This window comes from Bradyrhizobium sp. TM233, assembly GCF_036247965.1.
Lineage (GTDB): Bacteria > Pseudomonadota > Alphaproteobacteria > Rhizobiales > Xanthobacteraceae > Bradyrhizobium > Bradyrhizobium ottawaense.
On sequence record NZ_BTIG01000008.1, the window covers coordinates 44,629 to 60,718 of the forward strand.

Here is a 16,090-nt window from a genome sequence, read left to right on the forward strand (position 1 = left end):
CGGGCAATACAGGAGTGTAACGAAGCATCACGGTCTGTCCCGATGCGGCAGCAAGAGTCAGGCCAGAGAGAAATCGCCAGACATTGCTTCCGGACCTCGGCGGCCCGGGCAAAACAGCTCCGGCGTGACGGGGCGCGTGGGGTTACGGGACTGACCTGTGCAGTCCACTCCTCTCAGGAGCGCTTGGGGCGCTAGCCGATGAATTGCGTCTGCATCGCGGGATTAGTCGCGCCAAACTGGGCCAGATAGCAAAATCCTGCAGCCACTAACGTGAAGCCTCCTCCGAACATGCAAAGGGCGAGAATAAAACCGAAAAGTCCTGCGCTCGCTAGTGTGTTAGCCTCGGCTGATCGCTCTTCCTCTGTGATCGCGTGCCTCTCGACACTCCACGGCGGTGTTTATCTCCGCTCCTTTCAAGCAAGCCGCCCCCGCCTTGCTATCTCGTCCTCAAGCTTTTTCAGCAACTTGAGGAGTGCGGGACCGTCCATGTCCTCACGCGCGGCGCGCATATAGTGCTCCAAAATCGTTGGCCCGGTTTCTGACAAAGGCCCTGGCTTGTTTCCCATTACCGTCTCCGATCCAAGAAGGCGGGAGCATTTCGATCTCCGCCTTCCGCTGATATGGATAAGCGGAAAAATGTCGCATATGCGGTCTTTGCAGGGTGGTCAATTTTGCTCACATTGAGCGGTGACCGCATCCCTTCAGGGATCAAGCGTTCCAGAGAGACTGTGGCGGAGGTTGATGCCACGACCCGGCCTCCGCCGTATCTGACCTCGATCTTGGTGAAGCCTGTCCTGCGGTGACGGGCGTGATCGAGAATAGCTTGGCCTAGAGCTCAAGAGCTAGCGTCTCGGCAGCGCTCAGATCGGTAACTTCGGCCCCTTCGTCATCGATAACAACGCCGCCGTCATGGTGGATATCGAAGGGGTAAATTGGCACGGGCGTTCAATCAGCCCATGGCCTCAAGGTTCCTAAGGTCCAGCCCTCAAGGGAGCGGCTACTACGCCAGCAGCCAGGCTGCGACAGCGTGGATAAGCAAAAAGAGCACGTACAGCCAGCCGGACATCGCGATGGTTATGGTGGCAAAGAAGAGTGAGCCGAGGACCAAATCAGCCAATCTCCCGCTCGCGGCCTTGAGAGGTGCCATCGGCGGGATCGAGGCGGGTGCGATCGGGAAGTGTTCGACGCCGAACGGGTGGGCCATCTTTGCCCCTCTCATGGCTGGCAGGGGAGCGCAAAAGCGGTCTCTCAGCCACCGACGTCTGCAGGACGAGCCATTGATCGGTGATGCGTCTTCAATGCGCGATGATAGGCAAGGTTCAATTCGTCCCTGAGGAGTGCCATTCCACTCCCTCAGGGATGCTGGACCACTCTCTTGCCCCGTTTCATCGCCGGCTTCGCTTCCCACCCACATCCACCCCCGCATTCCGCAGCAGCACCTTCGCCGCTTCCTTCGCCGCGCGCGCCATCGCCGGATCGTCGCGGACGAGGTCCTGCGCGATCGAGCCGTCGACCAGCAGCACCAGCTGCGTTGCGAGCGCATCCGCCTCCGCCACGCCGAGCTCGTTCAGGCGGTCGCGAAACCAGAGGCGGCGGCTTTCCTTGAAGGCGACCGCGATCTTCTTCACGGCGCGGTCGGCCGGGCCGAGCTCGGCGACCGCGTTCACGAACGGGCAGCCGCGAAAGTCCTTGGCCGCAAACCGCCGCTCCAGCGAATCGAAGGTGGCGAGGATCTGCTCGGCCGGCGGCTTGTCGGAGGGGCGCGCGCTCACGAAGCGGCGCTCGAGGTAAGCCGCGATCAGCGCGTCCTTGGAGGGGAAGTGGTTGTACAGCGTGCGTTTGCTGATGCCGATCTCGGCCGCGATGGTGTCGACGCCGATGGCGCGGATGCCCTGCAGATAGAACAGCTTGTCGGCGGTCTCGAGGATCCGCTCTTTCATCGTCTGTGGGGCGGGCGGGGGAGCCATGCAGTGGAATGCGTCCTGTTCGCTTGACAGCACAGGTCGATCATAGCCTAAGTACACAGGTCTGTGTAACCAAAATCAACCGATATTGCGGACGACGGCATTTGCGCCGTGCCCACGAGGGAGAAGAATATGCCCCTGCTGCAGGTCCTGCGTCCGACATTGCCCATCCTGATCGGCGCCTCGATCATGCTGACGCTGAGCATGGGGCTGCGGCAGAGCCTCGGCATCTTCATGCAGCCGCTGACGCACGACATCCACATCTCGATCTCGGATTTCACGCTGGCGCTGGCGGTGCAGAACCTCGCCTGGGGCTTTCTCCAGCCGCTCGCCGGCGCGATGACGGTGCGCTACGGCTTCCGCCCGATCATGATCGCTGGCTCGTTGATGTACATCCTTGGCCTTGTTCTGATGGCGACCGCGAACGGCCTCGTCAGCATCATGATTGGCGCGGGCGTGCTGATCGGGACGTCGATGGCCTGCACTGCGGCTGCGATCGCGATGTCGGTGGCGGCGCGCGCTGTCCCTGCGACGGTGCGCTCGACCGTGCTCGGCATCGTCTCCGGGGCGGGCTCGCTCGGCGCGCTGCTGTCGGCGCCGATCGGGCAGATGCTCAATGAGGGTTTTGGCTGGCGCGCCGGGCTCGCCGGCTTCGTCGTCATGTCGGTGCTGATGATTCCGGCCGCGTGGTATGCGGGGCGCGTCGACCAGGTCCCGCTGCCGAAGCCCGCCGCCGACGAGATCGACGATGCCACGGCTGCGACCGCGGCGAGGACCGCGTTCGGCAATGCCTCCTTCGTGGTGATGACCTGCGCCTATCTCGTCTGCGGCATGCAGCTCGTCTTCCTCACCACGCATCTGCCGTCGTACCTCGCGATCTGCGGCCTCGATCCGATGCTCAGCGCGCAGACGCTCGGCATGATCGGCGGCTTCAACGTGCTCGGCTCGCTGTTCTTCGGCTGGGCCGGCCAGCGCTGGAACAAGCTGGCGCTCTTGGGCGGCATCTACATCCTGCGCTCGCTCGCGCTCGCCTGGTACTTCATGCTGCCGGCAACGCCGTTCTCGACGCTGCTGTTCGGTGCCATCATGGGCTTCCTGTGGATGGGCGTAGGGCCGCTGGTCGCGGGCGCGGTCGCCGAGATGTTCGGCCTGCGCTGGCAGGCGATGATCCAGGGCCTCGCCTTCATGAGCCACCAGATCGGCAGCTTCCTCGGCGCCTACGGAGGCGGGGTGATCTACGACGCGCTCGGCTCCTACACGATGGCCTGGCGCATCGGCGTCGCGCTCGGCCTTGCCGGCGGCATCGTGCAGGTCGCGTTCGCGCTTGTCAGGCCGTCGCAGCCGCCGGCGCCGGTGTTGCGGACGGCGTAGGCGTCCGGGCTTAGCGAGCGGTACAGACGGACGGCGTACGCCTATCATGCCTGGGACGCTGCGACGTTCGCCTTGACCGGGACGGGAAGCGAAACCTGCAACCCCCGGGCCAATGCCGGACGTCTCGATTTCGGCCGTCTCTGCGGAAGCTTTCCGAAATGCGAGAGGGCTTGCATCAGCGCAGACCGGACGGCTGGCTCGATCTTCGCGCAAATGAACCAGCAGACCAGGACAAGCAGGCCCAGCGCGAGCCATACGGCCGTTGTGGCATCCAGGCCTGAAACGACCAGGGCACGAATGATCGCTGCGCCAATGACGTTGTGCGTGAGATAGAGCGGATAGGTGATCAGTCCGAGCGTTCTCAAATAGGCTGGCGCTTCAGGGGAGGCGATGTCCGCAGAGCGCCTGCTCCTGTTTGCAGCACGGGCAATGAGGAGCACCGCGGCCGCCCAGACCATGATCGGCACGAGGGCTGATTGGTTCGCGAGGGCGGGTATGGACTCCAGGAAGAAGGAGGCGAAGACGTCAATTTCCGCCGCGCCGGAAAGACAGGTGACGGCAACGGCGACCCGTTCGAGCGCCGTCAACTCCCTGTTCGCGGAGATAAACAGCCAAATGCCCAGCGCGAAGAAGCAGCCATGGCTGAGCAGGAAGGCCGCGCACGGCACCCGGAACATCAGGATGACGAGATAGGGCAGGTCGGATGGTGTCGTGCATGACGTGACCAGCAGCGCGACGGCATTGAATATCGCGCTGTAGATGGTGAGGCCAAAAGCCAGGTGTCGCAGGGTGATCTTCTTCGTCAGCATCGCGCAGAACACCAGCCCATAGAACGCCGTCTCGGCGGCCAGCGTCCAATAGACTTCGTCAAGCCATTGACCCGTGACGCCTTTGGGCACCATCAGCATGGCGTGGATGTAGGGCAGGATGATTTCGGATGCGGGTTCGCTGCCGAAGAGGAGCAGGACGAGGAAGGTCGCGGTGGCGCAAACCCAGACCGCCGGATAGAGCCGGAGCGCGCGGCCGAGAAGGAATGCGCCCGGCGAAGATGTGGTCGCCGAATTCGCAATGACGAAACCGGAGATGACGAAGAAGATCTCGACGCCGACCCAGCCGAACCATGTGAAAGGCGCGGCGGACGGGTACAGGACGTCAGCGGCGACGGTGCGCTCAAAGCCCGGGACGCCGATCGAGGTCCAGGCCCAGGACCAGAACATCTGGTGAAAAATGGCAACGCCGAGCGCGGCGGCGAAGCGCAGCGGATCCAGCAAGGACAAATGGCTCTTCACGGGAATGGACCAAATTCATGCAACGATCCCGCTGGAGATAGTGAAGTCGCCCATGGCGCTCTGCGAGGTCGGTCACACTTGGTCCGCTGTCCAATGAAGCTCATCGGGGGCGAGGGGATAGTTGCGGGCGGCGTGGAATCTACGCCGGCATTTCCCCGTCACCCTGAGGCGGCCGCTTCTTCAGCGGCCCTCGAAGGGCGACGGCCCGGCTGCATCTCGGCCGCTCATCCTTCGAGGCTCCCGGCGCGATGCTGTGCATCGCGCGGCTCGCAGCAACCGGCGAGCGGTATGGACTAGTGACGTCCTGACCGCTTGAGATCGGCGACCTTGAACCTGTTGCCGGCCTGCAGGCTGCTGCAAAACCAGTGGGCTCTGTTGCGAAACTCGCCCAGGAACACCTTCGTCTCGACGCAGTTCTCGTAGGATGTATGGGTGATGGTGTCTCGGCACGTCGGCGAGAAAGGCCCATAGTTCACGTTGCCGCCCGACTCGCTGCATCCAATCCAGGGCTCGTTGCCGTGTCGGAAGCTTGATGCACAGCCACCGTTGCAGCTGCTGGCGACTTTCTCCAGGCTGGCAATCCTCCCCATCACAGAGCCCGGTGCATAGGAAGGTGTGCGCGCGGTTGACGTTCGCGTGGTCGACGCAGTCCGACGCGGCGCCGTTATGTTTGCTCCCCGCTCCGACACGTGCGGCTTTGCCACCTGCTTCGGCGCGTCGACCGTGACAGGGGGAATCGTGGCGGCAGAGCCAGTCGGGATTTGCGATGCGGCCGGGGCGCACAGCAAGACGGTTGACATGACAGCGATGGTTGAAGGCACGACAAGGCTCGATGACAATCTCATGACCATGTCCTTCCAATGCCGGCAAGGCAATTTCGCACCGGTAAGTGCACGGTAACATACATTCCGGGGCGAGCAACTGAAGGTTGAAGAGGCGTTTGCCTAATGATTGGCCATGGTGGTCAGGAGAAAGTGGAGCACGTCAATTCGTTCTCGTGCCCCGGACGCGGCGCAGCGCTCCCGGCGATGCGAAGCATCGTCCGGTGCGGTGCGCTGCAGAGCCGGGACCCATGCGGCCGCAGCGTCACGTATCGCGATCTGGGTCCCGGCTCTGCGCAGCAGCGCAAAGGCGCGCTGCAGCGCGTCCGGGACACGAGAGGGCCAAAATAAAACGGGGCCCGTGAGGGCCCCGCAAAACTCAGCAGCTTGTCCGCGATCTGACTTGATCTTTTACTTGATCTTGGCTTCGCGGAATTCGACGTGCTTGCGCGCGACCGGGTCGTACTTCTTCTTGACCAGCTTGTCGGTCATGGTGCGCGAATTCTTCTTGGCGGTGTAGTAGAAGCCGGTGTCGGCCGAGGACACGAGCTTGACCTTGATGGTGACCGCTTTGGCCATGTTCTGAACCTCAGAAAATTGGGGAATCTGGAGCCGGCCAAACGGCCCGCGTTGGCCGGCAACCTAGCCAGAAACCGCCTGATGTCAAGGTTTCGAAGCGTTTTCCAGCGAAGTGGGTACCGGTTCGCGTCAAGAAAACGCGTCAAAAACAACAACCTAGGGCCCCGGCAGGGGCTCTAGCGCGCAAAACCACCCGAAACGGCCCGATTATCCCTCGAAGAACCGATTTTTCGGCCGCGGCAGGCCCAGATTCTCCCTCAAAGTGGGCCCTTCATACTCTTTGCGGAAAATCCCGCGCCGCTGCAGCTCCGGGACGACCTTGTCGACGAAATCGTCGAGCCCGGCGGGCAGGAACGGGAACATGATGTTGAAGCCGTCGGAGCCGCGCCCGACCAGCCATTCCTCCATCTGGTCGGCGATGGTCTTGGCCGTGCCGACGAAGGACAGCCCGCCATAGCCGCCGACGCGCTGGGCGAGCTGGCGCACGGTGAGCTTGTCGCGCTTGGCGAGGTCGACCATGCGCTGCCGGCCGCTCTTGCTGGCGTTGGTCTCGGGGATGTCAGGCAATTGGCCATCCGGATCGAAGCCGGAGGCATCGGTGCCGAGGATGACCGAGAGCGAGGCGATGGCACTGTCGTAATGCACGCGGCTGTCGAGCAGCGCGCGCTTCTCCCGGGCCTCATCGACGCTGTCGCCGACCACGACGAAGGCACCGGGCAGGATCTTCAGGTGCTCGGGATCGCGGCCGACGGTCTCCATGCGACCCTTGATGTCGGCATAGAGCTTTTGTCCGTCGGCGAGGCTGCCGCCGCCGGTGAACACGGCCTCCGCCGTCTCGGCCGCGAGCTGCTTGCCGTCTTCCGACGCGCCGGCCTGCACGATCACCGGCCAGCCCTGCACGGGGCGGGCGATGTTGAGGGGCCCGCGCACCTTCAGATATTTGCCGTTGTGATCGAGCGTGTGCATTTTCGAAGGATCGAAGAACAGCCCGCTCTCGACATCGCGCACGAAGGCATCGTCGGCGAACGAATCCCACAGGCCCGTGACCACGTCGTAGAACTCGCGGGCGCGCTTGTAGCGCTCGGCGTGCTCCATGTGATCGTCGAGGCCGAAATTCAGGGCCGCGTCCGGGTTCGATGTCGTGACGATGTTCCACCCCGCACGCCCGCCGCTGAGATGATCGAGCGAGGCGAAGCGGCGCGCGACGTGGTAGGGCTCGTCGAAGGTGGTCGAGCCTGTCGCGATCAGGCCGATGCGCTCGGTGACCGCGGAGAGCGCCGACAGCAGCGTGAACGGCTCGAACGAGGTCACGGTGTGGCTGCGCTTGAGCGCATCGATCGGCATGTTCAGCACGGCGAGATGGTCGGCCATGAAGAAGGCGTCGAACTTGCCGGCCTCGAGCTTCTGGATCAGCTGCTTGATGTGACCGAAATTGAAATTGGCGTCGGGCCAGGCCCCGGGATAGCGCCAGGCGCCGGTGTGGATGCTGATCGGGCGCATGAACGCGCCAAGCTTGAGTTGCCGTTGTGCCATCGCCCGGTGTCCGTTCTTGGTGACGTTGGGGAAAGACATAGGGACGCCGGGGAGCTGCGCCATTGGGGGAGGCGGGAAGAATCTTTTGTTTTTCGCGACGCGGTTAGCACAATCGCGTCATTTCGGGGTGACGCGCGGCGAGCCCGCAGGAGCCATCGAACCAATCCGCTGCCGGCTCCGACCTAAGCCGTGACCTCGTGAGGAGACTTCAATGGCAGGCGCAATGACCGTGGATGGCAGCATTGTCCGCATCGACCGGACCATGCCCTGGGTTGGCCGGCTGCTGTCGCTGCCGCTGCTGGCGGCCAGCTTCTATCTGCTGTGGAATGTCGCGCTCGGCCTGCGCCAGGATTTTTCCGGTTTTGGAAGGCTCGCCGACGATCTCGTGCCGGTGCTGGTGTTCACGGGGTTCGGGCTGCTCGTCGGCATCCCCGGCATCATCCTGCTGACGTTCCGCACTTTCGTCGTGCTCAACGAGACGCTGCGCCAAATCGTCATCACCAGGCAATTCGGCCCGCTGAACATTCGCTCGTCACTCAATCTCGCCGACTACCATTTCATCAGCGTCACCGACGACTACGACACCGATCTGACGACGTACGAGGTCAATCTCTGCGGCAACAAGGGCACCGAGCCGATCACGCTTCAGAGCTTCGCCAGGCGCGAGGAGGCGGATCATCTCGCAAGCGAGATCGGTCGCGTCCTCAAGTTCCCGGCGCGCGACTATGTCGGCACCGAGCCGGATGCGGACTAGGCTGGCTCTTCCCGTCATTCCGGGGCGCGCCTCTTGGCGCGAGCCCGGAATCCATTGCTCGGCAAGTCTCTGCGGCCCGATTGATTCCGGGCTCGCGCTGCGCGCGCCCCGGAATGACGACCTAGCCCAAAACATCCTTCTGCATCTTGCCGCCGTAGAAATGGAAGAACGGCACCGGCGCGTCGTGGCGCAGCGGGCCGGTGGCGAGGCGGGTGTGGAGCTCGTTGAGCACGTTGCGCGTCATCGGATGCAGGTCGGCCAGCGGCTTGGAGCCGAGCTCGACCCAGACCAGCTCGACCAGTTCGGCATCGGCATGGATCACGCCATCGACGCGATGGGTGATTGCGGAGGCATCCGCCGTGAAGAAGCGCGTGTCGAACCGCTTGACGCGGCCGGGCGGCGTGATCGCGCGCGCGATCAGGAACAGGCTCGAGGGATCGGGCAGGAGGCCCGCATCGGCGAACGGCTTCCAGGCGCCTTCGAGCTTTGCTTTCCCTTCGGTCTTGCGGCCGAGGCAGAGGCCGGTCTCCTCGCAGGCCTCGCGGATCGCGGCAATGGCGAGAGACTTCGCGCGTGAAGCGGGGGTCTTCGGGCTGCCTTTGGCGAGGTTGGCTTCCAGCTCCGCCGTGATGGGCGCAGCACAGGGCACGCGATAGTCGGCCTTGTCGACGCGCCCACCGGGGAAGACGAACTTGCCGGGCATGAACACCACCTTGTCGTGGCGCTTGCCGACCAGCACTTTCGGAATGGCGCCGCTGCGATCGACCAGGATCAGCGTCGCCGCATCCCTCGGGCGGAAATAGGGATGGTGATCGGCTTCCTTCTCCTCGTGGACCCTGGCTTTCTCCGCGACTTGCACAATATCCGTCATGTCCTCACCCAAACGCTTTTTGCTTCTTGCTTACACAGGCGGAATACCATCCGGAGGGTTGTCGTCAAACCCGTGCATGCGCAGAGCCCATTGCAGGCCGACCACAGCTCCCTTGACCGGCTGCAGCAGCGCCAGCGAGGCGACGAAGGTGAAGGGCAGATAGGCCGCGAAGCTGATCCAGACCGGCGTCGTGTAATTGGTCTCGATCCAGAGGATCGTGGGCACCACGATGTGGCCCACGATGACGATGACGAGATAGGCCGGCAGATCGTCGGCGCGGTGCGGCGTGAAATCGAGGCCGCATTTGGCGCAATCGTCGGCGGTCTTCAGGAAGGCGCGGAACAATTTGCCCTCGCCACAGCGCGGGCAGCGGCCGCGAAAGCCGCGCTTCATGGCCGTCCAGAGATCGCGCTTCTCGACGAGGCCCGTCTCGCGCGTCCAGATTTTTGGGGCCGTGCTCATCGTCACCATGCTTTGCCCTTTTTACCGCCGCCTTTGCCCTTGTTCTTTCCCTTGTTGTTTCCCTGGCCCTTCTTCCCCTTGCCGGATTTTGGCTTCGCTGGCTTGCGTTTTCTGTCCGGGCTCCGTCCGGGCTGCGCCTTGAGCGAAGGGCGGCGTTGCGGACCCGGTTGCCTGCGGTCGCGCGGCGCGGTCTCGCTGGATGACGACAGCAGCTCGAAACGCAGTGCGCCTGCGATCGGAGCGGCTTCGATCAGGCGGACGTCGACGACGTCGCCGAGCTGATACATGGTGCGGCTGCGCGTGCCGACGAGGGCGTGCCGGCTCTCGTCATAGTTGAAATATTCCGTGCCGAGGGATCGGATCGGGATCAGGCCGTCGGCGCCGGTATCGGCGAGCTTGACGAACAGGCCGGCGCGGGTGACGCCGGAGACGCGGCCCTGGAAGCTGGCGCCGATGCGGTCGGCGAGGTGATGGGCGATCAGCCGGTCGACGGTCTCGCGCTCCGCCTTCATCGCGCGCCGCTCGGTCACCGAGATGTGGGCTGCGACCTCGCCGAGGCTTTCCGGCGTCTCGCTGTCGGGCAGCGCGCCTTCGCCGAGACCGAGCGCGCGGACCAGCGCGCGATGCACTACGAGGTCGGCATAGCGGCGGATCGGCGAGGTGAAATGCGCGTAGCGGCGCAAATTCAGGCCGAAGTGTCCGTAATTCTCGGAGGAATATTCCGCCTGTGCCTGAGCGCGTAGCACCACCTCGCTCACCAGCGGGTAATAATCATGGCCTTCGAGCTGGGCCAGCACGCGGTTGAACGTGGTGGGACGCAGAGCGCCCGATTTGGCGAAGGGAACGTCGAGCGTCTCCAGAAATTCCGCGAGTGCGTGGACCTTCTCCAGCGTCGGCTCGTCGTGCACGCGGTAGATCAGCGGGAGCGATTTCTTCTCCAGCATTTCCGCGGCTGCGACGTTGGCGAGGATCATGAACTCCTCGATCAGCTTATGCGCGTCGAGGCGCTCGGGCACGACGACGCGATCGACCGTGCCGTCGCTCTTCAGGAGGATCTTGCGCTCGGGCAGGTCGAGATTGAGCGGATCGCGCTCGTCGCGCGCGCGCTTGGCGCAGGCATAGGCGGCGTAGAGCGGTTTCAATATCGGATCGAGCAGGGGGCCGGTGGTGTCGTCCGGCCGGCCGTCGATCGCGGCCTGCGCCTGCGCATAGCTCAGCTTGGCCGCCGACCGCATCAGGATGCGATGAAAACTGTGCGAGCGCTTGCGGCCATCGGGGCCGAGCACCATTCGCACCGCGAGGGCGCCGCGCGGCTCGCCCGGCACCAGCGAGCAGAGATCGTTGGAGATGCGCTCGGGCAGCATCGGCACGACGCGGTCGGGGAAATAGACCGAATTGCCGCGGTCGAGCGCGTCGCGGTCGAGCGCGGTGCCCGGCCGCACGTAGAAGCTCACATCGGCAATGGCGACGTTGACGATGAAGCCGCCCTTGTTGTTCGGATCCTCGTCGGGCTGCGCGTGTACCGCGTCGTCGTGATCCTTGGCATCAGGCGGATCGATGGTAACGAGCGGAACGTCGCGCCAATCCTCGCGGCCCTTCAGGTTCGCGGGCTCCGCCGCTTCCGCGTCGCGCATCGCGGCGGGCGAGAATTGCAAGGGGATGTCGTGGGCGTAGATCGCGATCAGGCTGATCGCCTTCTCCGACTTGACCGAGCCGAGCTTCTCTTTCACGCGGCCGGACGCCAGCCCAAAGCTGCGCGTGCGGACGATGTCGACGCTGACGAGATCGCCGTCCTGCGCGCCGTGTGTGTCGGCCGCGGCGATGTTCAGCTCGCGGTCGGCGGCCTTCTTGTCGACGGGGACGAGCCGCCCGCCGCCTTCGGGAAGCGCGCGGAACACGCCGAGGATGCGGCTCTTGGCCTTGTCGAAGACCTTGATGATGTGGCCGCGATAGGCGGGGCCTTCGGTCTCGGACGTCGGCTCGACGCGCAGCAGCACGCGATCGCGGACGCCGGCGACGGTGCCCGGCTTTGGCCGGCGCGGCATCTGGATACGGATTTTAGGGGGCTCGCCGCTTTCGACCTCGTCCCATTCGGTAGGCGAGGCGATCAATTCGCCGTCGGCGTCGCGCCCCGTGATGTCGGCGACCAGCGTCGACGGGAGCGCGTCCGGCTCGGACACCTTGTGGCGTTTCTTCTTGATGGTGCCGTCGTCGGCGAGCTCGCGCAATATGCGCTTGAGCTCGACGCGATCGGCGTTCTTCAGGCCGAACTCGCGCGCAATTTCGCGGGTGCCGACGTTTCCTTGATTTGCCTTGATGAAGGCGACGATGGCGCTCCTGTCGGGAAAGCCATGGTCATTCTTGCGTTTCACTTAACCTCTAATTCTTGATCTAGGTCTTGCCGGCACTCTTCTTGGCCGGAGCCTTGGTGGCGGCGGCCTTGGTCGGCGACGTTTTTGCGGTCGACGACAAGGCTGCGCGCGCCTTGCTGGTGGATTCGGATTTGGTCTTGGCCGCCTTCTTCGCGGCCGTCTTTTTCGGTTTCGGCGCGGCATCATCGCCGTCCGCAGCCTTCGTCGCGGTCTTCTTGGCCTTGGCCGGCTTCGCCGCCTTCTTCGGCTTCTTGCCGCCGCCCTTGGCCGCGCGCTCGTCGATCAGCGCGATCGCCTGTGCCAGCGTGACGGTGTCCTTTTCGAACTCGGCAGGGATCGTCGCGTTGACGCCGCCCGCGGTGACATAGGCGCCGTAGCGGCCGCTCTTCACGGTGACGGTGCCGAGCGAGGGATGATCGCCGATCGCCTTGCCGGGATCGGCGCCGAAGCGGCGGCTCGGGCCCTTGGCGACCTTTTCCGCGATCAGCGTCACCGCCCGGTTGAGGCCGATGTCGAACACTTCGTCGCCGGCCTCCAGGCTGGCGTAGGTCTTCTCATGCTTGACGAACGGCCCGAAGCGGCCGAGGCCTGCGGTGATCGGCTGGCCGGTTTCCGGATGTTTTCCGATTTCGCGCGGCAGCGACAATAGCTTCAACGCAAGCTCGAGCTCGACATCGCCCGGCGAGGTGCCCTTGGGGATGCCCGCGCGCTTAGGCTTCTCGCCTTCCTCATAATCCTTCTGCTCGCCGAGCTGGATGTAGGGGCCGAAGCGGCCGGCCTTGACCCAGACATCGCGACCCGTATCAGGATCCTGGCCGAGCGAACGGTCCGCGCTGGCCTCGCCGTCGGCGGCGAGCTGACGGGTGTAGCGGCACTCCGGATAGTTCGAGCAGCCGACGAAGGCGCCGAACTTGCCGGCCTTCAGGTTGAGCCGGCCGGTGCCGCAGTTCGGGCACTGCCTGACGTCGCCGCCGTCGGCACGGGGCGGATAGATGTGCGGCCCGAGCATCTCGTCGAGCACGTCGAGCACCTGCGCGACGCGCAGATCCTTGATGTCGTCGACGGCGCCGATGAAGCCGGTCCAGAAATCCTTCAGCACCTGCTGCCAGGAGATCTCGTTGTTCGAGATGCGGTCGAGCTGCTCTTCCAGCCCAGCGGTGAAGTCGTATTCGACGTAGCGGGCAAAGAAGCTTTCCAGGAACGCGACCACGACGCGGCCCTTGTCCTCGCCGTGCAGGCGCTTCTTCTCCAGCTTGACGTAGCCGCGGTCCTTCAGCACCTGGAGGATCGAGGCATAGGTCGAGGGCCGGCCGATGCCGAGCTCTTCCATGCGCTTGACCAGCGAGGCCTCGGAGAAGCGCGGCGGCGGCTCGGTGAAATGCTGCGTAACGGACAGCGACTGCCGCTTGAGCGCGTCGTTCGGGCTCATCGCGGGCAGGCGGCGGGAATCCTCGTCCTCCTCGTCGTCGCGGCCTTCCTGATAGAGCGCCAGAAAACCGTCGAACTTGACGACCTGGCCGGTGGCGCGCAGCTCCAGCGTGCTGGAGCCTGCCTTCGCGGTGATGTCGACGGTGGTGCGCTCGAGCTCGGCCGATTCCATCTGGCTTGCGATGGTGCGCTTCCAGATCAGCTCGTAAAGCCGCGCCTGGTCGGCATCGAGCTTGCGGCTCATGCTGTCGGGGCGGCGGGACATGTCGGTCGGGCGGATCGCTTCGTGCGCTTCCTGGGCGTTCTTGGCCTTGGCCTGGTACTGGCGCGGCGCGTCCGGCACGTAGGCGTTGCCGTAATCCTCGCCGATCACCTTGCGGGCCTGGGTGATCGCAGACGGATCGATCTGCACGCCGTCGGTACGCATATAAGTAATGAGTCCGGTGGTCTCGCCGCCGATGTCGATGCCTTCATAGAGGCGCTGGGCGATACGCATGGTGTGCGCCGGCGCAAAGCCGTATTTGCGGCTGGCTTCCTGCTGCAGCGTCGAGGTGGTGAAGGGCGCCTGCGGATTGCGCCGGGCGGGCTTCGCATCGACCGAGGTCACAGCGTAGGCGGCCGTCTCCAGCGCCTTCTTGAAGTCTTCGGCTTCCGCGCCGGTTCCAATGTCGAGGCGCTGGATTTTCTTGCCGTCGGCGCCGACGAGACGGGCCTCGAAGGCATCGCCGCGCGGGGTGAGCAGGGTCGCGATCAGCGACCAATATTCACGCGCGACGAACTTCTCGATCTCGAGCTCGCGGTCGCAGACGAGGCGCAGCGCCACCGACTGCACGCGGCCGGCGGAGCGGGCGCCCGGCAGCTTGCGCCACAGCACGGGGGAGAGGGTGAAGCCGACCAGATAGTCCAGCGCGCGGCGCGCCATATAGGCGTCGACCAGCGCGCCGTCGATCTGGCGCGGATGCTTCATCGCGTCCGTGACCGCCTGCTTGGTGATGGCGTTGAACACCACGCGCTCGATCTTGTGGTCCTTCAGCGCGCGCTTTTCCTTCAGCACCTCCAGCACGTGCCAGGAGATGGCCTCGCCCTCGCGATCAGGGTCGGTGGCGAGAATCAGGCGGTCGGCGTTCTTCAGGGACTTGGCGATGTCATTGAGCCGGCCGGCCGCCTTGGGGTCGACCTCCCAGATCATCTTGAAATTGGCGTCAGGATCGACGGAGCCGTTCTTCGCGGGCAGGTCGCGGACATGGCCGAACGAGGCCAGAACCTCATAGGACGAGCCCAAATATTTGTTGATCGTCTTGGCTTTCGCCGGCGACTCCACAATGACGATATTCATGTAGTTCCAGTAACTTACGGGAAAATATGGGGCCGAAAACGAAAGGACTCGGGTCGGCCGTTTCGACCCGAACATGGGTGGTGAGGCCCTCGCTGTCAAATCGGAGGCTGTTGAACGCCGCCCGGATGGGAAAAGTTTCATATCGAGAAAGTTGCAAAATACCACCTTGGAGTTGCGATCGCTATCGGCGTAATGTTTCCGCGGGGCATGGATTCGGGGTGGGGTCTGGTGACTAAGCCAGGAAAGAAACGGGCGCGCGCCGGATCAGGTGCGCCGGGAGGCTCGCGCCACGAGGAACCGGGAGAGGGCGGCGTGGACGAGGCGGTCGCCTTCATCGCCGAGCAGATCGGGCCCTTGCGCAAGCTCGCCGAGCGCCACAAGCTCGACGTGCTGCATTATCTCCTGGGCATGACCAAGCTGGAAGCCGACGAGCATTTGAGGCTGCGGAGCAAGCGCAAGCTGTCGTGAGGGCACTACCCAACCCGCCATCCTGAGGCGCGAGTGGCGCGATGCGCAGCATCGCGCCAGGAGCCTCGAAGGATGAGCGGCCGAGATGTAGCCGGGCCGTCGCCCTTCGAGGGCCGCTGAAGAAGCGGCCACCTCAGGGTGACGGTGATCGATATGAGCGCGCTGCCTCAACCTCGTCATTGCGGCTTGCTATTTTGGCCAATCGCTGGCCGAGATATTCGGCCGTGGTCAAGTCGCTGTGCGGCAACGCACCGTCGATGATGTTTGTCGCCAGTCCAAGCTGGCTGCCCAGACGATTGCGGCCGCCCGGGTCCTCTCCTCCCGGGACATCCAGTCCGCACCAGAGCATGCCGTGCTGAGCAGCCAGGATCGTAAAGTAGGTCAGCGTGTGGAGTTGATCGCCCCCCGCGAGAGCGCCCGTGGTGAATCCGGCTGCGAACTTGTTGGCCCATCGCTGCTGGGTCCACCGGTCGCTTGAGGCGTCCGCGAAGGCTTTGAATTGCGCCGCTGCTCCGCCCATGTAGGTCGGGCTGCCAAATGCGACCGCGCTGGCGCGGTCGATCGTTTCCAATAAGCTCTCATTCTGGAAGCGGCCCGACGCGATATCGTCGCCTGTGATGCGACAAAGCGCGACGTGCGCTATGCCATCCGCTCCGCGCGCCACTGCATGCGCCAGCGACTCAGTGGTGCCGGAGATGGAAAAATAGACGATGGCGAGCAGGGGCATGGGTGCCACTTTCGGCTATTTGAGCATCTTCGACGCCGTCTGTATTTTGTACAAGTCCTTTCAAGCCGTCATTGCGAGCGCAGCGAAGCAATCCAGAGTCTCTCCGCGGTGGCAA

At 64.2% G+C, this 16,090-nt stretch carries 15 protein-coding genes; 3 read left to right on the top strand and 12 right to left on the bottom strand.

The features are described from left to right. Positions 1-828: 828 nt before the first annotated feature. From AABA86_RS34635 to AABA86_RS18285, 3 genes are all read right to left on the bottom strand, one after another. Entirely contained in the window at positions 829-939 is a 111-nt protein-coding gene (locus AABA86_RS34635) for a DUF6894 family protein (RefSeq protein WP_433960963.1), read from the bottom strand. 61 nt (positions 940-1,000) lie between these two features. Next, positions 1,001-1,204 (bottom strand): hypothetical protein, encoded by a 204-nt coding sequence (locus tag AABA86_RS18280; protein ID WP_338307779.1) that lies wholly within the window; start codon positions 1,202-1,204, stop codon positions 1,001-1,003. A gap of 181 nt (positions 1,205-1,385) precedes the next feature. Further along, positions 1,386-1,967, bottom strand: a complete 582-nt coding sequence (locus AABA86_RS18285; RefSeq protein WP_338307781.1) for a TetR/AcrR family transcriptional regulator — start codon at positions 1,965-1,967, stop codon at positions 1,386-1,388. Positions 1,968-2,096: 129 nt separating this feature from the next. Here AABA86_RS18285 and AABA86_RS18290 point away from each other — a divergent pair, with 129 nt between their 5' ends. Beyond that, positions 2,097-3,335, top strand: coding sequence for an MFS transporter (locus tag AABA86_RS18290; RefSeq protein WP_338307783.1), 1,239 nt, complete (start codon positions 2,097-2,099; stop codon positions 3,333-3,335). Positions 3,336-3,379: 44 nt separating this feature from the next. Here the strand turns inward: AABA86_RS18290 and AABA86_RS18295 are convergent, their stop codons facing one another. The 4 genes from AABA86_RS18295 to AABA86_RS18310 form a co-directional block, all read right to left on the bottom strand. Continuing rightward, positions 3,380-4,606, bottom strand: coding sequence for an acyltransferase family protein (locus AABA86_RS18295; RefSeq protein ID WP_338307784.1), 1,227 nt, complete (start codon positions 4,604-4,606; stop codon positions 3,380-3,382). 311 nt (positions 4,607-4,917) lie between these two features. After that, positions 4,918-5,469 (bottom strand): hypothetical protein, encoded by a 552-nt coding sequence (locus tag AABA86_RS18300; RefSeq protein WP_338307785.1) that lies wholly within the window; start codon positions 5,467-5,469, stop codon positions 4,918-4,920. A 387-nt stretch (positions 5,470-5,856) separates the two neighbouring features. Further along, positions 5,857-6,024, bottom strand: coding sequence for a 50S ribosomal protein L33 (gene rpmG / locus AABA86_RS18305; protein ID WP_008139339.1), 168 nt, complete (start codon positions 6,022-6,024; stop codon positions 5,857-5,859). 207 nt (positions 6,025-6,231) lie between these two features. Continuing rightward, positions 6,232-7,557 carry an LLM class flavin-dependent oxidoreductase gene (locus AABA86_RS18310; RefSeq protein ID WP_212245107.1) on the bottom strand — a complete coding sequence of 442 codons (1,326 nt, stop codon included), beginning with the start codon at positions 7,555-7,557 and terminating at the stop codon, positions 6,232-6,234. Positions 7,558-7,768: 211 nt separating this feature from the next. Between AABA86_RS18310 and AABA86_RS18315 the strand changes: the two genes are divergently transcribed. Then, positions 7,769-8,311 (top strand): hypothetical protein, encoded by a 543-nt coding sequence (locus AABA86_RS18315; RefSeq protein WP_338307786.1) that lies wholly within the window; start codon positions 7,769-7,771, stop codon positions 8,309-8,311. A gap of 121 nt (positions 8,312-8,432) precedes the next feature. On the opposite strand, the gene AABA86_RS18320 is transcribed toward AABA86_RS18315, so the two are convergent. The 4 genes from AABA86_RS18320 to topA are packed head-to-tail and all read right to left on the bottom strand — an operon-like array spanning position 8,433 to position 14,780. Further along, positions 8,433-9,182, bottom strand: a complete 750-nt coding sequence (locus AABA86_RS18320; RefSeq protein ID WP_338307788.1) for an NUDIX hydrolase — start codon at positions 9,180-9,182, stop codon at positions 8,433-8,435. A gap of 30 nt (positions 9,183-9,212) precedes the next feature. After that, positions 9,213-9,653, bottom strand: coding sequence for a DUF983 domain-containing protein (locus AABA86_RS18325; RefSeq protein WP_338307790.1), 441 nt, complete (start codon positions 9,651-9,653; stop codon positions 9,213-9,215). Beyond that, positions 9,647-12,016: a ribonuclease R gene (rnr, locus tag AABA86_RS18330; RefSeq protein ID WP_338307791.1), complete on the bottom strand. Its 2,370-nt coding sequence runs from the start codon at positions 12,014-12,016 to the stop codon at positions 9,647-9,649. The genes AABA86_RS18325 and rnr overlap by 7 nt, the downstream gene beginning before the upstream one ends. A gap of 19 nt (positions 12,017-12,035) precedes the next feature. Beyond that, complete coding sequence (gene topA / locus AABA86_RS18335; RefSeq protein WP_338307793.1) at positions 12,036-14,780, bottom strand: type I DNA topoisomerase; 2,745 nt, start codon at positions 14,778-14,780, stop codon at positions 12,036-12,038. A 312-nt stretch (positions 14,781-15,092) separates the two neighbouring features. On the opposite strand from topA, the gene AABA86_RS18340 reads away from it, so the two are divergent. Beyond that, positions 15,093-15,248 carry a hypothetical protein gene (locus AABA86_RS18340; RefSeq protein WP_246550001.1) on the top strand — a complete coding sequence of 52 codons (156 nt, stop codon included), beginning with the start codon at positions 15,093-15,095 and terminating at the stop codon, positions 15,246-15,248. A gap of 133 nt (positions 15,249-15,381) precedes the next feature. On the opposite strand, the gene AABA86_RS18345 is transcribed toward AABA86_RS18340, so the two are convergent. Continuing rightward, on the bottom strand, positions 15,382-15,975 hold the full coding sequence (locus AABA86_RS18345) for a flavodoxin family protein (protein WP_212245070.1): 594 nt from the start codon (positions 15,973-15,975) through the stop codon (positions 15,382-15,384). Positions 15,976-16,090: the final 115 nt, after the last annotated feature.

Excerpts from the sequence above, each read along its gene's own strand:
- AABA86_RS18325 (WP_338307790.1), bottom strand. The coding sequence starts at position 9,653 with ATGGTGACGATGAGCACGGCCCCAAAAATCTGGACGCGCGAGACGGGC.
- AABA86_RS18280 (WP_338307779.1), bottom strand. The coding sequence starts at position 1,204 with ATGGCCCACCCGTTCGGCGTCGAACACTTCCCGATCGCACCCGCCTCG.
- AABA86_RS18345 (WP_212245070.1), bottom strand. The coding sequence starts at position 15,975 with ATGCCCCTGCTCGCCATCGTCTATTTTTCCATCTCCGGCACCACTGAG.
- AABA86_RS18310 (WP_212245107.1), bottom strand. The coding sequence starts at position 7,557 with ATGGCACAACGGCAACTCAAGCTTGGCGCGTTCATGCGCCCGATCAGC.
- AABA86_RS18300 (WP_338307785.1), bottom strand. The coding sequence starts at position 5,469 with ATGAGATTGTCATCGAGCCTTGTCGTGCCTTCAACCATCGCTGTCATG.
- AABA86_RS18320 (WP_338307788.1), bottom strand. The coding sequence starts at position 9,182 with ATGACGGATATTGTGCAAGTCGCGGAGAAAGCCAGGGTCCACGAGGAG.
- topA (WP_338307793.1), bottom strand. The coding sequence starts at position 14,780 with ATGAATATCGTCATTGTGGAGTCGCCGGCGAAAGCCAAGACGATCAAC.
- AABA86_RS18285 (WP_338307781.1), bottom strand. The coding sequence starts at position 1,967 with ATGGCTCCCCCGCCCGCCCCACAGACGATGAAAGAGCGGATCCTCGAG.
- rpmG (WP_008139339.1), bottom strand. The coding sequence starts at position 6,024 with ATGGCCAAAGCGGTCACCATCAAGGTCAAGCTCGTGTCCTCGGCCGAC.
- AABA86_RS18290 (WP_338307783.1), top strand. The coding sequence starts at position 2,097 with ATGCCCCTGCTGCAGGTCCTGCGTCCGACATTGCCCATCCTGATCGGC.
- AABA86_RS18315 (WP_338307786.1), top strand. The coding sequence starts at position 7,769 with ATGGCAGGCGCAATGACCGTGGATGGCAGCATTGTCCGCATCGACCGG.